Annotated in this window: 16 protein-coding genes; 7 read left to right on the top strand and 9 right to left on the bottom strand. The window is 64.6% G+C overall.

What is annotated here, in order from left to right; genetic code table 11:
* Positions 1 to 71: 71 nt before the first annotated feature.
* The 4 genes from PI87_RS06735 to PI87_RS06720 all read right to left on the bottom strand — a co-directional run bounded on the left by PI87_RS06735 (position 72) and on the right by PI87_RS06720 (position 5,182).
* Positions 72 to 2,150 (bottom strand): ferritin-like domain-containing protein, encoded by a 2,079-nt coding sequence (locus PI87_RS06735; protein ID WP_039596948.1) that lies wholly within the window; start codon positions 2,148 to 2,150, stop codon positions 72 to 74.
* Between the two features lie 485 nt (positions 2,151 to 2,635).
* Positions 2,636 to 3,097 carry a RidA family protein gene (locus PI87_RS06730; protein ID WP_039596947.1) on the bottom strand — a complete coding sequence of 154 codons (462 nt, stop codon included), beginning with the start codon at positions 3,095 to 3,097 and terminating at the stop codon, positions 2,636 to 2,638.
* A 124-nt stretch (positions 3,098 to 3,221) separates the two neighbouring features.
* Positions 3,222 to 4,472 (bottom strand): NADP-dependent isocitrate dehydrogenase, encoded by a 1,251-nt coding sequence (gene icd, locus PI87_RS06725; protein ID WP_039596946.1) that lies wholly within the window; start codon positions 4,470 to 4,472, stop codon positions 3,222 to 3,224.
* A 242-nt stretch (positions 4,473 to 4,714) separates the two neighbouring features.
* On the bottom strand, positions 4,715 to 5,182 hold the full coding sequence (locus PI87_RS06720) for a sorbitol dehydrogenase family protein (protein ID WP_232313950.1): 468 nt from the start codon (positions 5,180 to 5,182) through the stop codon (positions 4,715 to 4,717).
* Positions 5,183 to 5,459: 277 nt separating this feature from the next.
* On the opposite strand from PI87_RS06720, the gene PI87_RS06715 reads away from it, so the two are divergent.
* From PI87_RS06715 to PI87_RS06695, 5 genes are all read left to right on the top strand, one after another.
* Positions 5,460 to 5,666, top strand: a complete 207-nt coding sequence (locus PI87_RS06715) for a hypothetical protein (protein WP_039596945.1) — start codon at positions 5,460 to 5,462, stop codon at positions 5,664 to 5,666.
* A gap of 180 nt (positions 5,667 to 5,846) precedes the next feature.
* Positions 5,847 to 7,367 carry a metallophosphoesterase gene (locus PI87_RS06710; protein WP_039596944.1) on the top strand — a complete coding sequence of 507 codons (1,521 nt, stop codon included), beginning with the start codon at positions 5,847 to 5,849 and terminating at the stop codon, positions 7,365 to 7,367.
* On the top strand, positions 7,367 to 8,695 hold the full coding sequence (locus PI87_RS06705) for a cytochrome-c peroxidase (RefSeq protein WP_039596943.1): 1,329 nt from the start codon (positions 7,367 to 7,369) through the stop codon (positions 8,693 to 8,695). The genes PI87_RS06710 and PI87_RS06705 overlap by 1 nt, the downstream gene beginning before the upstream one ends.
* Before the next feature lie 90 nt (positions 8,696 to 8,785).
* Positions 8,786 to 9,238: a DUF192 domain-containing protein gene (locus PI87_RS06700; RefSeq protein WP_039596942.1), complete on the top strand. Its 453-nt coding sequence runs from the start codon at positions 8,786 to 8,788 to the stop codon at positions 9,236 to 9,238.
* A gap of 38 nt (positions 9,239 to 9,276) precedes the next feature.
* Complete coding sequence (locus PI87_RS06695) at positions 9,277 to 10,239, top strand: MBL fold metallo-hydrolase (RefSeq protein ID WP_039596941.1); 963 nt, start codon at positions 9,277 to 9,279, stop codon at positions 10,237 to 10,239.
* Here the strand turns inward: PI87_RS06695 and PI87_RS06690 are convergent.
* The 3 genes from PI87_RS06690 to PI87_RS06680 form a co-directional block, all read right to left on the bottom strand.
* Positions 10,236 to 10,703 carry an MliC family protein gene (locus tag PI87_RS06690; protein WP_039596940.1) on the bottom strand — a complete coding sequence of 156 codons (468 nt, stop codon included), beginning with the start codon at positions 10,701 to 10,703 and terminating at the stop codon, positions 10,236 to 10,238. The two genes, PI87_RS06695 and PI87_RS06690, sit on opposite strands and share 4 nt — an antisense overlap.
* 57 nt (positions 10,704 to 10,760) lie before the next feature.
* Positions 10,761 to 11,729 (bottom strand): LysR family transcriptional regulator, encoded by a 969-nt coding sequence (locus PI87_RS06685; RefSeq protein WP_039596939.1) that lies wholly within the window; start codon positions 11,727 to 11,729, stop codon positions 10,761 to 10,763.
* Between the two features lie 64 nt (positions 11,730 to 11,793).
* A complete protein-coding gene (locus tag PI87_RS06680; RefSeq protein WP_039596938.1) occupies positions 11,794 to 12,711 on the bottom strand; it encodes a LysR family transcriptional regulator in 918 nt (305 codons plus the stop codon).
* Between the two features lie 73 nt (positions 12,712 to 12,784).
* Here PI87_RS06680 and PI87_RS06675 point away from each other — a divergent pair, with 73 nt between their 5' ends.
* Entirely contained in the window at positions 12,785 to 14,341 is a 1,557-nt protein-coding gene (locus tag PI87_RS06675) for an MFS transporter (RefSeq protein ID WP_039597114.1), read from the top strand.
* Positions 14,342 to 14,351: 10 nt separating this feature from the next.
* On the opposite strand, the gene PI87_RS06670 is transcribed toward PI87_RS06675, so the two are convergent.
* Both PI87_RS06670 and PI87_RS06665 read right to left on the bottom strand, forming a co-directional pair.
* Positions 14,352 to 14,762 (bottom strand): DoxX family protein, encoded by a 411-nt coding sequence (locus tag PI87_RS06670; RefSeq protein WP_039596937.1) that lies wholly within the window; start codon positions 14,760 to 14,762, stop codon positions 14,352 to 14,354.
* Between the two features lie 35 nt (positions 14,763 to 14,797).
* On the bottom strand, positions 14,798 to 15,682 hold the full coding sequence (locus PI87_RS06665; protein WP_039596936.1) for a LysR family transcriptional regulator: 885 nt from the start codon (positions 15,680 to 15,682) through the stop codon (positions 14,798 to 14,800).
* Positions 15,683 to 15,795: 113 nt separating this feature from the next.
* On the opposite strand from PI87_RS06665, the gene PI87_RS06660 reads away from it, so the two are divergent.
* On the top strand, positions 15,796 to 17,424 hold the full coding sequence (locus PI87_RS06660; RefSeq protein WP_039596935.1) for a gamma-glutamyltransferase family protein: 1,629 nt from the start codon (positions 15,796 to 15,798) through the stop codon (positions 17,422 to 17,424).
* Positions 17,425 to 17,488: the final 64 nt, after the last annotated feature.

The raw sequence follows: 17,488 nt of genomic DNA, 5'->3' as shown, positions 1-17,488 counted from the left end.
TGAAGTCGAGTCGAGCCAACACAGCGCCCCGCCAACCAAGGCAGGGCGCATGCGCGGCAACGCGGCGCCGCTCAGGTCGACGGCGGCAGAGCGATGCGCAGGTCAGTCGGCTTCGGCGGATCGCCAACTGGCTTGCCGCGGTGGGCCATGACTTCCTTGTAGGCCTGCCATGCCTTGTCGTAGACGGAATCACCCAGCGCGAAGGTCATTTCACCGATCTTCTCCTTGGTATGCTGCGGCCCGACAAAGTCATACACCAGCATGGTGCCGCCCTCCGGATAGAGCTGCGACGCGGAGATCGGTACCGCGCAGCCTCCCAAGCTGCCGCAGCGGTTGTCACTGGGCGCGCTGTACGGCCCCGGTGCCGGGGTCAGGCCGCCGCACAGATTCTGGTCCACGACATTGCTGCGGCTCTTGCGGCCGTGCACCCTGAAAGGCGCCGGCCCGGTGGTCTGCCCGGCCGTGGCTGTGGTGGCAGCGCTGCTGCTATGCCCACAGGAACCACCTCCGGTGTCGAGCTGGGCGAAGCCACAGCCGCCTTGCGCCTTGCAGCCATTGGAGCCGCGGCAGCTGTGGTAGATCTCGATAGCGGCACAACTGGCCTGGTCGTCACCGTTCAGGTCAAGCGCCTGGCAGGCGTGGTAGAGCTGCCGGTCATCCGGCGTGCCAATGCCCAAGCCGAGGTCCGGTGCCTGCCCGAAGACAGCCCAGCACAACGAGACACGATCGCCCGAACCAACCATCGACGGATACGGGAAGGTGGTCGAGGCGACTTTCCAGTACGCGTCGAGTACGGTCGTGATGCCCGCAATGGCACCGACCGCCACCTTGCTGAGGGTTGCGTATTCCGTCGCACCCTGCTGCTTCAGCCGGTTCAGCGCATCGGCAATCGCCTGCGGTGCCGGAATCGATTGCGAATCCTTGGCCGGGTCGTAGTCCGGGCTGGTGAGCATCTCTGCCGTCCACGTGTTCTGGGGATCGGCGTGCCACTTCTCCCAGGTCATGATGTGCGGCAACTCGTGGCGCAACGCCTCGAAGCGCTCCAAGTGGGTCTCGGCCGCATAGTGGTACCTGGCCTCGGCGTCGGCTGACGGCGCATCCTGGCCACTCGCGGTGTACGAGGGATAGTCGACCTCGAGGGACTGCCGGTCCTCGCGGTACTTGTCCTTGACGGCTGTCAGCGACAGCGGAGCAGGCTGCGTCGGGCCAAGCTGATAGCGCAGCAGCGAACGGCCCAGCGGGACCTGGCTGCCTTCGCCCTGATCGGTGATGGCCGACATGAAGGTGATGACCTTGTTGAACGCCTTCACCGGATCAGCCAGGTCTTCCTTGTTCAGGACGGTCTCAAAGCGTGGGTACTCGCGCCGCGGATGCCCCTTGACCGTGGTGTTGAACATGTCCTGCTGGACGCAGTTCGGGTCGAACAGCTTCTGCCAAAGCGTCTGGCCATCGGTGTATTCGATCCGCAGGTACTGCGCATAGCACTCGTACATGTGGCCGATGGAGCCAAACATCGGCAGGTCCGTCTCGCCCTTGCCCGGGTTCCAACCGTTGAACGGCACGGTCGGGAAGTAGTCCCGGCGCTTGTCCGGCAGCAGAACGTCCATCGCATCTTTCTCGGTCTGCTCGATGGCACAGAAGAGGTCAAGCGTGTTCTTGTTGAGCGCACCCAGATTGACCTTGGTGTCGTGATAGCGCGTCGTGTCCAGCAGATTGAGCACGTGCGGAATCTTCGTTTGTTCCGAGCCGTAGCAAGACCAGCCGTGGTCGGGCTGCTGAAGCGCGGGACTGGTGAACGACGGCGTACCGCCAATCGCCGTGCAGATGTTGGCCGCCATCTGCAGATGCAGCATCTCCTGGATGAACACGCTGAACACCAGATTGAACGCCTTGTCTTCGCGCGTAGCCGGCTGGGCCGTCGGGGCCATGCCCGGCCAGCGACGCCCCTGGTAGTAGCTGATGTCCTGCGCGTTGATTTCGTGGGTGCCGAACACCGAATACAGGCCAGTCATGTACAGCGGGATGGTGAACAGTTCCACGTTGATCGCCGCTTGCGCAAGGGCCCGCACCGCAGAGGTATCGGTTGCCAGGTCGTCCAGGCTCCGTTCGCGGTAAAGCAGCAGATTGCTGCTCGACTCTCTGATGTTCATCCGTCTGTCTCCGTTGGTAAGTCATGCCGGGAATGGGCCGGACACGCCACCACGCAGCCACATGAGATGGCGAGGTCCGGACACCGAGCGACTGCACGGCACACCACGCGCGCTTGCCCTTCATCGCGATAGCGCGCGCTTCGGAGAGAGGGGATCGTTTTTATGTTCCGCGTGACATCGGGAGTACCGGCGGCCTGGAAGTACAGCCTAGGAGGCCGCCAACCCGGTCGCAATGCGACGGCGGAGGGGGATAGGATGAACAGAAGGATGTATCCATACGGCCGCCCCGCCCCTTCCTATCAGGCCCGACACGCCTCTGACTTCTGCTCGAACTCGCATCGGTTGGCGCCGTTGATCTGGATGCCGTTTAATACTGCTTGAAACAAAAAACCCCGGTCAGCCGAAGCTCCCGGGGTTTTTCCTTGCGCAACAACCAAAGCCACCAAGCCTGCCTTGATCACTCCGCGCAGCGCATTGGGTTGGCGCTAGATCTGCTCAACAATCACTTCAATCTCCACCGCAAAACCGCGCGGCAACGACCCCACCCCGACGGCCGAGCGCGCGTGTATCCCCTTGTCCCCCAACACAGCGACAAACAGATCGGAGGCACCGTTGATGACCTCGGTATGCTCGGTAAAGTCCGGCGTCGCATTCACCATCCCGAACACCTTGACGAGCTGGCCCAGGCGATCGAATCCGCCGAGTGCCTCTTTCATGACGGCGAGCAGATAGATGGCCACCTCCCGTGCGTACTGCTGAGCCTCGGCGACGGAAACCTCCGCACCAACTTTTGGGACGGGATACCCCGGTTCGCGGAGAGGCGCCCCCTTGCCCGACAGATGGATCGTCTTGCCATTGCGGACATACAGCGCGAAGTTACCGCGAGGCGGCGTCAGTGCGGGAAGCGTGATACCCAGTTCGGCCAAGCGTTGTTCAACGTCATGCATCGTGGTTGCTCCAGAAGAAGGCACGCCGCATTGGGGCATGCCGGGTGCCGGCTGATAGCAAAAAACCCCGGAAGCTGACGCCACCGGGGTTTTCTGACTCGGGGTAAAACACCCTGAGGCGTGCTTACATATTGTCGATCATGACTTGGCCAAAGCCCGAGCACGACACTTGCGTCGCGCCTTCGAGCAGGCGGGCGAAGTCATACGTGACCTTCTTCGACAGGATCGACTTCTCGATCGACGAGATGATCAGGTCAGCGGCTTCCGTCCAGCCCATGTGGCGCAGCATCATTTCGGCCGACAGGATTTCGGAACCCGGGTTCACGTAGTCCTTGCCTGCGTACTTCGGTGCCGTACCGTGGGTGGCTTCGAACATGGCGACGGAGTCGCTCAGGTTCGCGCCCGGGGCGATACCGATACCGCCGACTTGTGCAGCCAGAGCGTCGGAGATGTAGTCGCCGTTCAGGTTCAGCGTGGCCACGACCGAGTACTCGGCCGGACGCAGCAGGATCTGCTGCAGGAAGGCGTCGGCAATCGCGTCCTTGACGACGATTTCCTTGCCCGTCTTCGGGTTCTTGAACTTGCACCACGGGCCGCCGTCGATCAGCTCAGCGCCGAATTCCTTCTGTGCCAGCGCGTAGGCCCAGTCACGGAAACCACCTTCCGTGAACTTCATGATGTTGCCCTTGTGCACGATCGTGACCGACGGCTTGTCGTTGTCGATCGCGTACTGGATGGCCTTGCGCACCAGGCGCTCGGTGCCTTCGCGCGAAACCGGCTTCACGCCAATGCCCGAGGTTTCCGGGAAGCGGATCTTCTTGACGCCGAATTCGTCTTGCAGAATCTTGATCAGCTTCTTGGCCTTCTCGCTCTGGGCTTCGAATTCGATGCCGGCGTAGATGTCTTCCGAGTTCTCGCGGAAGATGACCATGTCGGTCTTCTCCGGCTCTTTGACCGGCGAGGGCACGCCCTTGAAGTAGCGCACCGGGCGCAGGCAGACGTACAGGTCCAGCTCTTGGCGCAGCGCCACGTTCAGCGAACGGATGCCGCCGCCCACCGGCGTCGTCAGCGGGCCCTTGATCGAGACCACGTAGTCCTTCAGGACTTGCAGGGTTTCTTCCGGCAGCCACACGTCCGGGCCGTACACCTTGGTCGACTTCTCGCCGGCGTAGATTTCCATCCAGGAGATCTTGCGCTCGCCCTTGTAAGCCTTCTCAACGGCTGCGTCCACGACCTTGATCATCACCGGGGTGATATCGAAGCCCGTGCCGTCACCCTCGATGTAAGGAATGATGGGGTTGTTGGGAACGTTCAGGGAGAAGTCTTGGTTGACGGTGATCTTCTCGCCGGCCGGGACCTTGATGTGTTGATACATGGACGACTCCAGTGCGACCGCAGGTGAGCGGGTGGACGGTGGGGGTTGACAGCACAGCGCGTCGCCCCGGGTTGGCCGGTACGACACACTGCAATGAACTGGTGATTCTAGCGGGCTGCGATGACGCTCTCACGATGCACCGCACAAAACCTTAACTCTTATATAAGACACAAGAGTTAATTTCGCATTATGCCGGAAAATTTCACCATCCGCCACAGTCCCGCACATGGCGAAATGGCGGGTCAGCTGCTGGGCTGGGCCGTGCCGGACGGGTGCTCGATCAGGCTGCGGGCGTCGGCCAGTGCAGGCGTGGTGCCGGTCTGGGCGGTCCAGGCGTCGACCAGGCGGCCGAGAGTCGCTCGCAGTTCCACGTGGTGGTCAGCATCGAGCAGGCCGACGAGGCCCGCGCCGCTCAACCCGGGGTGACGGCGCACCAGCCAGGCCAGGGTCTGGACGCGGTCAACAAAGCGGGCGTCAGTCCGGTACAGATGGCTGAAGCAGTCCAGGCCTGCACGCCGGTCCAGCGGCTGGCCGGAAAGCGTCTGCGACACGAGCATGAAATCGTCCAGGCTGGAGGCATCCTGATCCGGCACCCGATGCAACCCGGTCGTGATGGCAAGCACAACCAGCGCCCCACTACCGAGCAGGAGGTCGCGGCGGGTGAATCGGGCTGGCTTGAGGGAGTGGGAAGACAGAAAAGGGAGCGGCACGGCGGATCTTGGGCAGAATCCAAGCGATTCTCAAGGCCGGGCCGCATCCGTCCAATCAGACGCGTCCGAAACCCGATCAGCCCGACTCGAATGCCAGGCATCTTTCTTGCGCAGCGCAACAACCGCCACATCCCGTCCGACGCGCTGCCCACCTCCGCTGCAAGATCTCAAAAAAAATCAACGCGACGTGTCAACGCGCCTGTAACGGCCTGCGTTATTGCAGATGACTCATTTAGCGGGTCGTTGGTTAACTCACTGATCTATAAAAGGATTCACCATGAAGAAGCTGATCGCTGCCCTGATCGCCGGCCTGTTCGCTACCGGCGTGTTCGCTCAAGCCTCCGCTCCGGCTGCTGACGCAGCTGCTGCTCCGGCTGCTGCCGAAAAGGCTGCTCCGAAGGCCAAGAAGGCCCACAAGAAGCACAAGAAGGCCGCCAAGAAGGCCGACGCTGCTGCTCCGGCTGCTGACGCTGCCAAGCAATAAGCTTGTGTTTCTGCCGGGCCCTCGCGGCTCGGCTGACACAGAAAAGCAGATGCATATGCATCTGCTTTTTTTTCGCCCGTGTTCTCTGTAATCCCGGACACGCACGCGGGGCTGTCAAAATAGCGCCATCTGTCTTGGGTACCTTGCGCCTTCCTCACAACAAGAATCAGGGAAGGCGCGATGGAAATTCGATCGATGTTCGCTCCGGTGCGGCGCAAACGCACCGTGTTCACGATGGTCACACTTGCCGCACTGACCGCCGCTGCCGTGATTGCAGGCTGCGGCGGCTCGTCGTCCGATCCGGCACCGGTCACCTCATCGCCGGCCGCCCCGGCGGATGCCGCCACCAGCGATAGCAATATCCAGGCCGCATGGGTCGAGATTGGCGACAGCAACCAAGCGGTCATCCGCGCCGTCACCACGTATACGAATAGCGCCTCCCCGGCGGACAACTCGGTCTGCCCGCTGCTGACGGTGGACGGCACCTCCACGCGCATGAGCCTGCGCGTGGCGGCCGGCACCGTTGCCCAACGCACCACGGCCAGCGCCGCCAGCGATTCGAAAGCATCGGCCTTCCCGGTGAATGCCTGCGAGGCAACCGTGGCGTCTACCGCCAAAGCCGCGTCGATCGGTTCGCGCGTGCTGCCGCTGCCCAAGGCCAACCCACAGCGCGTGGTGATCCTGGCGGACACCGGCTGCCGCATGAAAAAGTCGAGCAACACGTTCCAGTCGTGTAACGACCCGCTGTCGTGGCCGTTCGCCACCGCTGCTGCCACAGCGGCAACGATGAACCCCGACCTCGTGCTGCACGTGGGCGACTACCACTACCGTGAAAACGTCTGCCCGCCCGACGTGGCCGGCTGCCAAGGCAGCCCGTGGGGCTACGGCTGGGATACGTGGCAATCCGACCTGTTCCAGCCCGCCGCGCCGCTGATGGCCGCTGCCCCGTGGGTGCTCGTGCGCGGCAACCATGAGGAGTGCGCGCGCGCCGGCCAGGGCTGGTACCGCTTCCTGGACCCGCGCCCCTACTCCGCTGCCCGTTCGTGCGACAACCCGGCCAACGACACCGGTGCCAACGCATCGGACCCGTACGCCGTGGCCATCGGCACCGACACGCAGGTCATCGTGTTCGACTCGGCCAAGGTGGGCACGACGGCATTGGCGACCACCGACCCGTGGTTCCAGACCTACCAGAAACAGTTCAGCACGGTGGGCACGCTGGCCGCCAAGCCGGGCGTGATGTCGATCTTCACCAACCACCACCCGATCCTGGGCTTCGTGCCGATCGCGGGCGCCACGCCGCTGGGCGGCAACGCCGCGCTGCTGTCGGTCATGAACAGCCTGAACGCCACGGCGTACTACCCGCCCGGCGTGCAGGTCGCGCTGCATGGTCACGTGCATGACTTCCAGGCCATCAACTTCACCAGCAACCACCCGGCGACCATCGTGGCCGGCAACGCTGGCGATTCGCTGGACGTGGCCCTGCCGGATCCGTTCCCGGCCATCAGCCCGGCCTCGGGCGTGACGGTTGGCAGCATCTCGCACAACAACTCGTTCGGCTTCATGGTGATGGACCGCCAGCCGGCACCCGCCAAGGGCTGGCTGTTCAAGGCCTACACCGTCAACGGCAAGCTGCTGACGACCTGCACGCAGAACGGTTCGAGCCTGGTGTGCGACAAGACGGGCTTCGTTGCACCTTGATGCGCCTACGCTCCGCGCTGCTGGTTGCTGCCGCACTCTTCTCGGGTGCGGCGGCAGCCGAATCGATCGGCATGACGCCCAAGCTGGACGCCGTGCCGCCGCCAGCCGAATCGACGTCGTTCAAGTCGGACCCGAACCTCGTCGCACTCGGCAAGCGGGTGTTCTTTGACCCACGCCTGTCGGAACCGCAAGGCACGTCGTGCGCGGCATGCCATGACCCTGGCCGCGCCTTCGCGCCCACGCTGAAGGGTGAGGCGCTGCGCGTCGGTGTGCCGGCCGGCAGCCGTCCAGGGCACGTGGCGGCGCGCAATGCGCCATCGCTGCTATACCTGCGCTATCTCCCTCATCGCTATTTCTTCCAGGACGACGACGCCAGCTTCCCGTCGCCGTTCGGCGGCTTCTTCGTCGATGGCCGTGCCGATACGCTGGCCGAGCAGATCCGCGGGCCGCTGTTCAGCCCCGATGAGATGGGCAACCCATCGCCGCGCACGCTGCAGCGCAAAGTGGCCGGCACCGACCTCGGCCAGGCACTGACGAAGCAATTCGGTGCCGATGCGGTACGTGATCCGGAACGCCTTGTCGGCGTGCTGGGCAAGGCGCTGGAGGCCTATTTCCAGAGCGACGAGATGGCGCCGTTCACTTCGCGCTTTGATGATTTTTTGCGCAAGCGCACGCCGCTGTCCGCCGCCGAAATGCGTGGCCTCGCGCTGTTCCGCAACCCGGACAAGGGCAACTGCGCGTCATGCCACCTGATGGTGGAATCGTCGTCGCGGCCCGAGCGCTCGCTGTTCACCGATTTCGGTTACGACGCCATTGCCGTGCCGCGCAACCCGCTGCTGCCCGCCAACAAGGACGCCAAGCACTTCGACGTCGGCCTGTGCCAGACCGCCCGCAAGCTCAAATGGCCCGAACCCGACCAGTGGTGCAGCTACTTCCGCACGGCGGGCCTGCGCAACGTGGCGGTACGGCAGACCTTCATGCACAACGGCGTGTTCCGCACGCTGCGCGACACGGTGGCCTTCTATGCCACGCGCTCGACAGACCCCGCGCAGTGGTACCCCGGTGGCAAGCGGTTTGACGACGTGCCCGCCAAGTACCAGAGCAACATCAACGTGAACGCCGTGCCGATGAACCGCCGCCCTGGCACCACGCCCGCCCTGACGGAAGACGAGATCGACGACATCGTCGCCTTCCTGCGCACGCTCACCGATGCACGTTACGTGGGGCTCATGCCAGACCCGGCGGCTGACAAGGCACGCTCGGCGCACACCGGCAAGACCACCACCAAGACGGCCGCCGCCGAGCGCCAGGTCATAAACACGCGGTAACAACTTCGGCCCGGCCTTAGGCGCAGTCTCATTGACGGCGGCTGGCCGAGTGCCGATCATGGTGCGTTACATTTTTTGTCCACACGCGCCATGACCACCCTGTCCCGCCTCTTTGCCGCCCTGTCGCTGGCCGTTGCCGCCACCGGGGCGCTCGCCCAAACCCCCACGGCTCCGAACGCTGGCCTGCCCGTCGCCAATTTGACCATCGGCATGTACAAGGTCAAAGCCGAAGTGGCCGCTACCCAGCAAACGCGCGAAACCGGCCTGATGTTCCGCAAATCGATGCCCGACACCGCTGGCATGCTGTTCGTGTTTGATGAATCCGCCGGCCACTGCTTCTGGATGAAGAACACCGACCTGCCGCTGTCGATCGCCTTCATTACCGACGACGGCACCATCTCCGACATTGCCGAGATGAAACCGCAGACGGAAGACAACCACTGCCCGACCCAGGCCGGCAGCTATGCACTGGAAATGAACAAGGGCTGGTTTGCACGCAAGGGGATCAAGCCCGGCATGAAGGTGGGCGGACTGCCCCGCTGAAACGCGAACACACACAACAACAGAGAGGAGACCGCCGCATGCACGCTTTCGACAACAACCGTCGCCGCTGGATGCGGCAAGCCGGTGCGCTGGCTGTGGGCGCTGGCGCTGCCTCCGCAGGCTGGCCGCTCGCGGCCTCGGCCGCTGATACGCCGAAGGGCACTCGGCTGATCCTGCTGGGCACGGGTGGTGGGCCAACGCCCAAGAAGAACCGCTCGGCGCCGGCACAGGTGATCGTCATCAACGGCGTGTCGTACGTGGTCGATTGCGGCAACGGCGTCGGGCGCCAGTACGTGAGCGCCGGGCTCAAGCTCAAGGCCATCCGCAACGTCTTCATCACGCACCAGCACTCGGATCACAACGCCGACTACGGCACGCTGTTACTGCTCGCGTGGGCCACCGACCTGACCGGCCCGGTGGACGCCTGGGGCCCGCCCCCGCTGGCCGCGATGACGACCAAGTTCCTCGAGCTGTACGACTACGACATCCGCACCCGCATCGCCGATGAAGGCCGCCCGCCGCTGGCACCGATGATCCATCCGCATGAGCTGACCGAAGGCGGGCTGGTGATGCAGGACGCCAACGTGAAGGTGACCAGCGCGCTGGTCAAGCACCCGCCCGTGTCACCCGCATTTGCGTTCCGCTTTGATTCGGCAGACCGCTCCATCGTCATCTCCGGCGATACGGCACCGAGCGAAAACCTCGTGCGCATGGCCTATGGCGCCGATGTGCTGGTGCATGAGGTGATGCATCTGCCGTCGCTCGACAAGCTGCTCTCCACCGAGCCCAACGCCAAGACGCTGCGCGAGCACCTGCTGGCAAGCCACACCTCCGCCGAAGACGTCGGCCGCATCGCCACCGAGGCCAAGGTGAAGACGCTGGTGCTGTCGCACTTCGTGCCGGGCGGCTATCCGTTCCTGGAAGATTCGGTGTGGCTGGATGCGGTACGCCCGCACTTCAAGGGCGAGATCATTGTCGGGCGCGATCTGCTCGAAATCTAAGGACGCCCGCTGGTAGCCTCGTTGCAATCTCGGTAGAGCTGATTGCGATTACCAGGCAGGGTCTCGTCGGCGAGAAAGCCGGTGGGGCCCTTCGTCCACCACACATACGGGCCCGACGCATAGCGCGCGCCCGAGGCCGCAATCACATTGGCGAAGACGAGCGTCTTGCCATCAAGAACGATGGATGCCAGCGGCGTATCTCCCACCGTCATGTATTTCACCGCGAGCGTCTTGCCGCCCTCGCAGGTGTAGCGCACATCGCGCGGATCCTTGATCGGCAGCGCGGTATAGGCGCGCGCCTGATCGATGGCTTTGTTGAGTCCGGCCTTGGCAAAGTCGAGCGCGGTGTTCAGATCATCAGACGACATGCCGGGCACCGGCGATTGCTGCGCCACGGCCACGCCGCTGAACACGCCGGCAGACAGTGCCACGCCAAAGATCAGGGCAGTTGCAGAACGTCGCATCGATCAGTCTCCTTGGAAGGTCAACAGAAACCGTTAGACGTGCGCGCGACGAAAAAGTTAGTCAGCCGCGGCCGCGTCTACGTTGGCGCCGGTTTTGAGGACGAACGGCGTCGGCTCCAGGCGTTGCGGCAACTCGTCGGACAACGCGCGGGCAGCCTCGGCAAAACATTGCACAAGGCTATCCGCCAGCGATGACGGTGCGTGATGCTCGGCACGCATGGCGCGCACGTCAAACGTCTGCGCGGGCTCCAGCGCGAACAGCGCGATGCGGTCCATGCTGCCGGTGGCTGCTGTGAACTGATCGAGCATCGTCACACCCAGCGACTCCTCCACCAGCGAGCGCGCCAGCGAGTATGTCTGCACCTCCAGCGTCGACTGCGGTGCCAACCCACCGCGCGCCAGTGTCTGCCCGACCAGTGAGCCCAGCGAAATCTGATCTTCCAGCCCGATGAACGGTTTCTCGGCGACGAGCTTGTGCAGCGCGCGCCCATCGGTCTTGCCGCTCACCCAGGCGCGCGGCGCGGCCAGCAAGATGCGTCCCTGCGCGACGGGCGTGGTGCTGATGGCCGGATGCACGGGCGGCGCAAAGGCAAAGCCCACGTCGATGTCTTGCGAGAGCAGGCCCTGCACGATCTCGGCCGTGTGATGCGTGAACACGCGCACCAGCGTATCGGGATGCCGTTGCGAGAAACGTCGCACGGCGGGCGCGAGAATGCTCGGCGCCAGGCTCGGCGTGGCCGCTACGCGCAGGCGCCCTGCCCCCTTGTGCCGCAGGTTGGCCGACACGCGCCGGACGCGCTCGACCTCCTGATACAGGCGCTCGACTTCGCTGAACAGCTCGAACGCCTCAGCGGTGGGCTGCAGGCGACCCTTGGTGCGATCGAACAGGCGAAAGCCGAGCTGCAGCTCGGTATGCTGCAGCACCCGCGTCACCACGGGCTGCGACACGTTCAGCATGCGCGCTGCCTCGCTGACCGTACCGACCAGCATCACCGCGCGGAAGACTTCGATCTGGCGCAAACGCATGGCCGCCGGTCCTCACAATCCGAATTGGGAAGCGCCGATTGTGACATCCGGCGCCGGTCTTCGGCTAGGCGGGCGCAGATGCAGCCACCGTGGCGGCCGCGCCCTCGGCTTCCAGCGCATCCAGAAACACGCGCACCTTGCGCGGCACCAGCTTGCGCGCCGGCATCAGCGCGTAAACGCGCAGCGCGGTCAGCTCGAAATCAGGCAGCACGCGCACCAGGCGGCCGGCGGCGACTTCCGTATCGCCCACGGAGCGCGCCATGCGGGCCACGCCCAGGCCGCGCACGGCGGCGCGGGCGCGCATCTCCGCATTCAAGGTCTGCAGGCGCGGCTGGATGGGAATTTCAATCGGCTCGGCCGTGGGCTCGCCAACGGGGCGGAAGGCCCAGCTTGCATCGTCGGGGCCGGAAAGACACGGCCAGCCGGCCAGATCGGCGGGCGTCTTGAGCGGCGGGCGTTCCGCCAACAAGGTCGGCGATGCGTACAAACCGCGCGGGATCAACACCACGCGCCGCGCCACCAATGACGAATCCGGCAGCACCTGATCAACCATCACGAAGACGATGTCGTAGCCGCTGGCCAGCAGGTCCGGCTGCTCCCACGAGATGTGCACCTGGATCTGCAGGTGGGGGTATTTCTCCAGCGTGCGGCACACCGGCTCGGTCAGATGCTGCGCGCCCACCTCGTACGGTGCGGCGATGCGCAGCGTACCGGCGACCGTCTCGCTGGCGGCGGTGGTGTCGGCGTGCACTTCGCGCAGGCGCTCGAACAATGGCGCGATGTCGTCATAGAAGTGCGAGCCCGCTTCGGTCAGCCGCAACTGGCGCGTGGTGCGGGTCATGAGCCGCACGCCCAGGGCAGCTTCCAACCGCGATACGGCGGCACTGGCGGTCGATTTGGGGATACCCAGCGCCTCGGCAGCGGCGGTAAAGCTGCCGGCCTCCACCACGCGGCAGAAGGTCTCCCAGTCGTTCCACTCCATTGTTCGCATGACTGGACAGTGTTCCTAGAGTTGGCCGTTTATCCGGCTGGCGGGCAAGTTTATGCTCGGGCACATGTCGCTGCAAATCCTACCGCCCGCCTCGCTGCGGGCGTTTCCCCACTTTTCTTCCGCTCGCATCCACGCTTTTGGCTTGGCGGTGGGCCTGGCCACGGGCCTCGATTTCGTCTCTTCTCAGATGATGGCCGTGGCGGGCCAGCATATCCAGGGCGGCGTGCATGCCAGCCCAGACGCATATCTGTACGCCGTCACCGCCTATGCCGTGGCCGCCGTGGTGGCCAACCTGGCCATTGGCCGCATTGCCGCGCACGTGGGCTACCGGCTGTTCGCGCTGGCAGGCATCGTGCTGTTCGGCATCGGTTGCGTGGTCTGCGCAACGTCCAACAACATTGGTGAACTCATTATCGGCCGGACCATCCAGGGCCTGGGCGCCGGTGGGCTGTTCTCGGCCTCGCGCATTCTGGTGCAGCTCACCACCGAGCCCGACGAGCGCATCCCGCCCATGCTGATGTTCAGCGTCGGCCTGTTCGGGCTGACGACCATCGCGCCATGGATCTGCGCCGAGGTGCTGGAATACAGCGAATGGCGCGTGATCTTCTGGCTGGAGCTGGGGCTTGCGGTGGTCGCATGGATTGCCATGTTCTTCCTGCCGCCCGAACGCCATCAGCCGCGTACACGTGCCGCCCGCCGCCCGCATGAAGCGCCGCCGGAAGAGAGCCAGTGGGACTGGATTGGCGTGGGTGCCATCGCCATTGGCGCACTGTCGTTCCTGATGGGCTTGTCGGAGTTGCGCTACAACCGGCTGACCGCATCGCCCGTGATTCCGCTGTTGCTGCTGGGTGGCGCGGCCGCGCTGCTGCTGGCCATCCACCGCCTGCGCACGCACCCGGATCCGTGGCTCGACCTCTCGCGCCTGAGCGGCCGCCGCTATCTGTGGGGCATCGGCTTCTACGGCGTCTACTACCTGATGAGCGGCTACTGGTCGTATCTGTTTCCGGCGGTGTCACAAGGCGGGCTGGGTTTCACGTTCCGCACGACCACGCTGTTCCTGATGATCAGCGGCGCGGTGTCGACCGCGGTGGCCGTCGTCATGACCGTCTGGCTGCCGTTCTTCTTCCGCAAGCGCCGCTTCATCGCCATCGGCTTTGCCATCTATGCAGCGGCTGCGCTGCTACTGGCAACGAGCCTGATGCCCGGTGCACCGGACTACGCGTTCTTCCCCGTGTCGATCCTGGAAGGCATGACGCCGGGCGCCGTGATGATCCAGGTCGCGATGATGACCTACCTCGATCTCGACCGCGAAGACTTCGCGCACGGCTACCAGATGAAGAACATCGCACGCCAGTTCGCCACGGCGGTGGGCACGGGGCTGGCCGTGGTGTCGCTGCAGTCGCAGCAGGCCGAGTCGCGCTCGCTGATCGTGGCGCACGTCACGCGCTTCACGTCGGACCTGCAGGCGGCCAACCCGCTCACGCCTGAACGGCTGGCCAGCCTGTCGGCCGAGATCGACCGGCAGGCGACGCTGCTGGCCGGCACGCAACTGTTCAGCTGGTTTGCGATTGCCTGCGGCGTGTTTGCGGTGCTGGTGCTGGTGCAGCGGTCGCTGCGCTAACTGGCCACGCCTACGACTTCTGCAGCGCATACTTCCCCGGCCCCGTCACGGCCAGCATGAGCAGCCCGCCCATGATGCTGAGGTTCTTGTAGAACTGCACCATGTTGGCGGTCTGCATGGCGCCTTCCACGTTCCAGAAGCTATGGGCGATCAGCGCGGTGCCCAGCACAAACAGCGCCATCAGCAATGCCAGCGGCCGTGTCCAGAAGCCGATCAGCAGCGCGATTCCCACGCCAAATTCCATGATGACGGCGACGGCGGCGGCGGCCATCGGCATCGGCGCCCCGACCGAGCCCATGTAGCCCACGGTGCCGGAGAAGCCTGTGAGTTTTCCCCAGCCGGAAATCAGGAACAGCAACATCATCAGCACGCGACCGAGCAGAATCAGCTCGTCGCGCCAACGTTCGATGAATGCGTTCATGGCAGCCCCCAGGGCCCGTTGATGACGCTTCAAGTTTAGGTGCTGGACTTGCCAAGTGTGGTTTCGAGCGCATCGAGTACTGCCTGAATCACACCGTGCCGCACGTGCTCGCGCCGCTCGATCATGCCGACGGTGCGCACGGGCGTCTGCGGTGGCATGGGCAGCACGCGCAAGGCCGGATCGCTCTCCCAACTGGCGCGGCGCAGACGCGGCACCAGCGTCACCCCCACCTGCTGGCGCACCAGCTCGACAATCGCCTCGATCGAGTTGACCTCGATGAACTCGTTGACCGCCATGTGCGTCTTGCGCAGTGCACGATCGATGAGCGCGCCGGTGCGCACGGCACGGTCAAAGCGCAGGAACGGATGCGTGCGCAGGACTTCTTCCGCACGGCCGCGCGTGTGGCGGCCGGCCACCACCACCAGCGGCTCGGTGTAGAGCGGATGCCATGCAAGGTTGGCCGGCAAACGCTCCAGATGCTCGACCACCAGCGCACCGTCCAGCTCACCCGCCTCCACCTGCTCGGCCAGCTCGCCAGACTTGCCCGTGATCAGCTTCACGTCGAGCCCCTTGTGCGCCTGCTTGAGCCCCGCCACCGCGTGTGCCAGCGAACCCATCACCGACACCACTGCACCGATCGCCACGGCACCGGCCAGCTCGGTCTGCGGCTCATCGCCGATGCGCATGGCGTCGTACAGGCTCAGCAGGTGCTCGGCTTGCGGCAGCAGTGCGCGGCCATGGGCATTGAGCGTAACAGTGCGCCCGGAGCGGTCGAACAAGTCGCGGCGCAACTCGGCTTCCAGCGCACGCATCTGCAGGCTCACGGCGGCCTGCGTGAGCGCCACGCGCTCGGCGGCGGCGGCAAACGAGCCATGGCGCGCTACGGCGACAAAGGTGCGGAGGAAGCGGACAGTGCTCACAGACTGATACTCAAGTTTTTCTTAAGCTGAATCCAATGAATTTTAGCTTTATTAAATTCAAGGCACCGCAAATAATCATCTGATCCACTGAATCCATCCTCCTTTCCTGAGCCATGTCCCACCGCTTCGATTGGCAGAACCCTTACCCCACCGTGCGCATTCCGCTGTTTGCGCGCAATGTTGTTTCCACCTCGCATCCGCTGGCCGCACAGGCCGGGCTGCGCATGCTGCTCGCGGGCGGCAGTGCGGTGGATGCAGCCATTGCGGCGGCGGCCATGCTCACCGTGGTGGAGCCCGTTTCGTGCGGCCTCGGCAGCGATGCGTTCGCCATCCTGTGGGACGGCAAGGAGCTGCACGGCCTGAACGCCTCCGGCACGGCGCCGCAAGCGTGGAACCTGGATTACTTCCGCAGCAAGTACGGCGAAGACGCGAACGGCACGCCCAAGCGCCCGACACGCGGCTGGGATGCGGTGACGGTGCCCGGCGCCATCTCCGCGTGGGCTGCCTTGCATGCGCGCTTCGGCAAGCTCCCGTTTGCCGACGTGCTGGAACCTGCCGCGGAAATTGCCGAGCGCGGCTACACCGTCTCGCCCATCGTCGCGCACAAGTGGGCCGCAGCGATTCCCGATCTGCAGAATCAGCCCGGCTACGCACAGGCCTTCATGCCGCACGGCCGCGCGCCGGAAGTGGGCGAGAAATTCCAGCTGACCGATGCCGCTGCCACGCTGCGCCGCATCGGCCAGACCAACGGCCGCGATTTCTACGAAGGCGAACTCGCCGAGCGCATCGCCGCGTATTCGCGCGAATGCGGCGGCGGCATGCGTGCGCAAGACCTGCGCGACTACCGACCCGAGTGGGTCAAGCCCATCACCAAGCGCTACCGCGGCTATGACCTGCACGAGATCCCGCCGAATGGCCAAGGCATTGCCGCGCTCATCGCGCTGGGCATTCTTGATCGCTTTGACCTGGGCGCCCTGCCCGTCGATTCCGCCGATTCGCAGCACCTTCAGATCGAAGCGATGAAGCTGGCGTTTGCCGATCTCTACAAGTACGTGGCTGACCCGCGCAGCATGGAAGTCACGCCCGAGCAGATGCTCGACGATGCGTACCTCGATGCACGCGCCAAGCTCATCGACATGGGCCGCGCACAGATGCCAACCTTCGGTATGCCGCGCGCCGGCGGCACGGTGTACCTGACCGCCGCGGATGAGAACGGCATGATGGTCTCGTTCATCCAGTCCAACTACATGGGCTTCGGCTCTGGCGTGGTGGTGCCGGGCACGGGCATCAGTCTGCAGAACCGCGGCTTCGGTTTCTCGATGGATGCACGCTCGGCCAACGTGGTGGAAGGCGGCAAGCGGCCGTTCCACACCATCATCCCGGGCTTCCTCACCAAGGACGGCCAGCCGCAGATGAGCTTTGGCGTGATGGGCGGCGACATGCAACCGCAAGGCCACCTGCAGACGCTGGTGCGCATGCTCGACTACAAGCAGCAGCCGCAGGCCGCATGCGACGCGCCGCGCTGGAAGGTCAACCGCGATTTCACCCTCGACGTGGAAGCCACCATGAACGCCGGCACCGTCGCCGCACTGGAGGCACGCGGGCACAAGCTCAAATCGGTGGCCGATCCGTACATGGACTTTGGCTCGGGCCAGTTCATCTGGCGCCTGTCGGATGACGCCGACCACGGCTACGTGGCCGCCAGCGACAGCCGCCGCGACGGCCACGCTGTGGGCTTCTAAACCGCAGTACACAAGCGCGTTGACCCGTGGATCGGGCGGGCAACGCGCTGCAGTTCCATAACAA

The organism is Ralstonia sp. A12 (assembly GCF_000801955.1).
GTDB lineage: Bacteria > Pseudomonadota > Gammaproteobacteria > Burkholderiales > Burkholderiaceae > Ralstonia.
The sequence above is the reverse complement of the archived record's forward strand: the minus strand, read 5'-3'. Positions and strand labels throughout refer to the sequence as shown.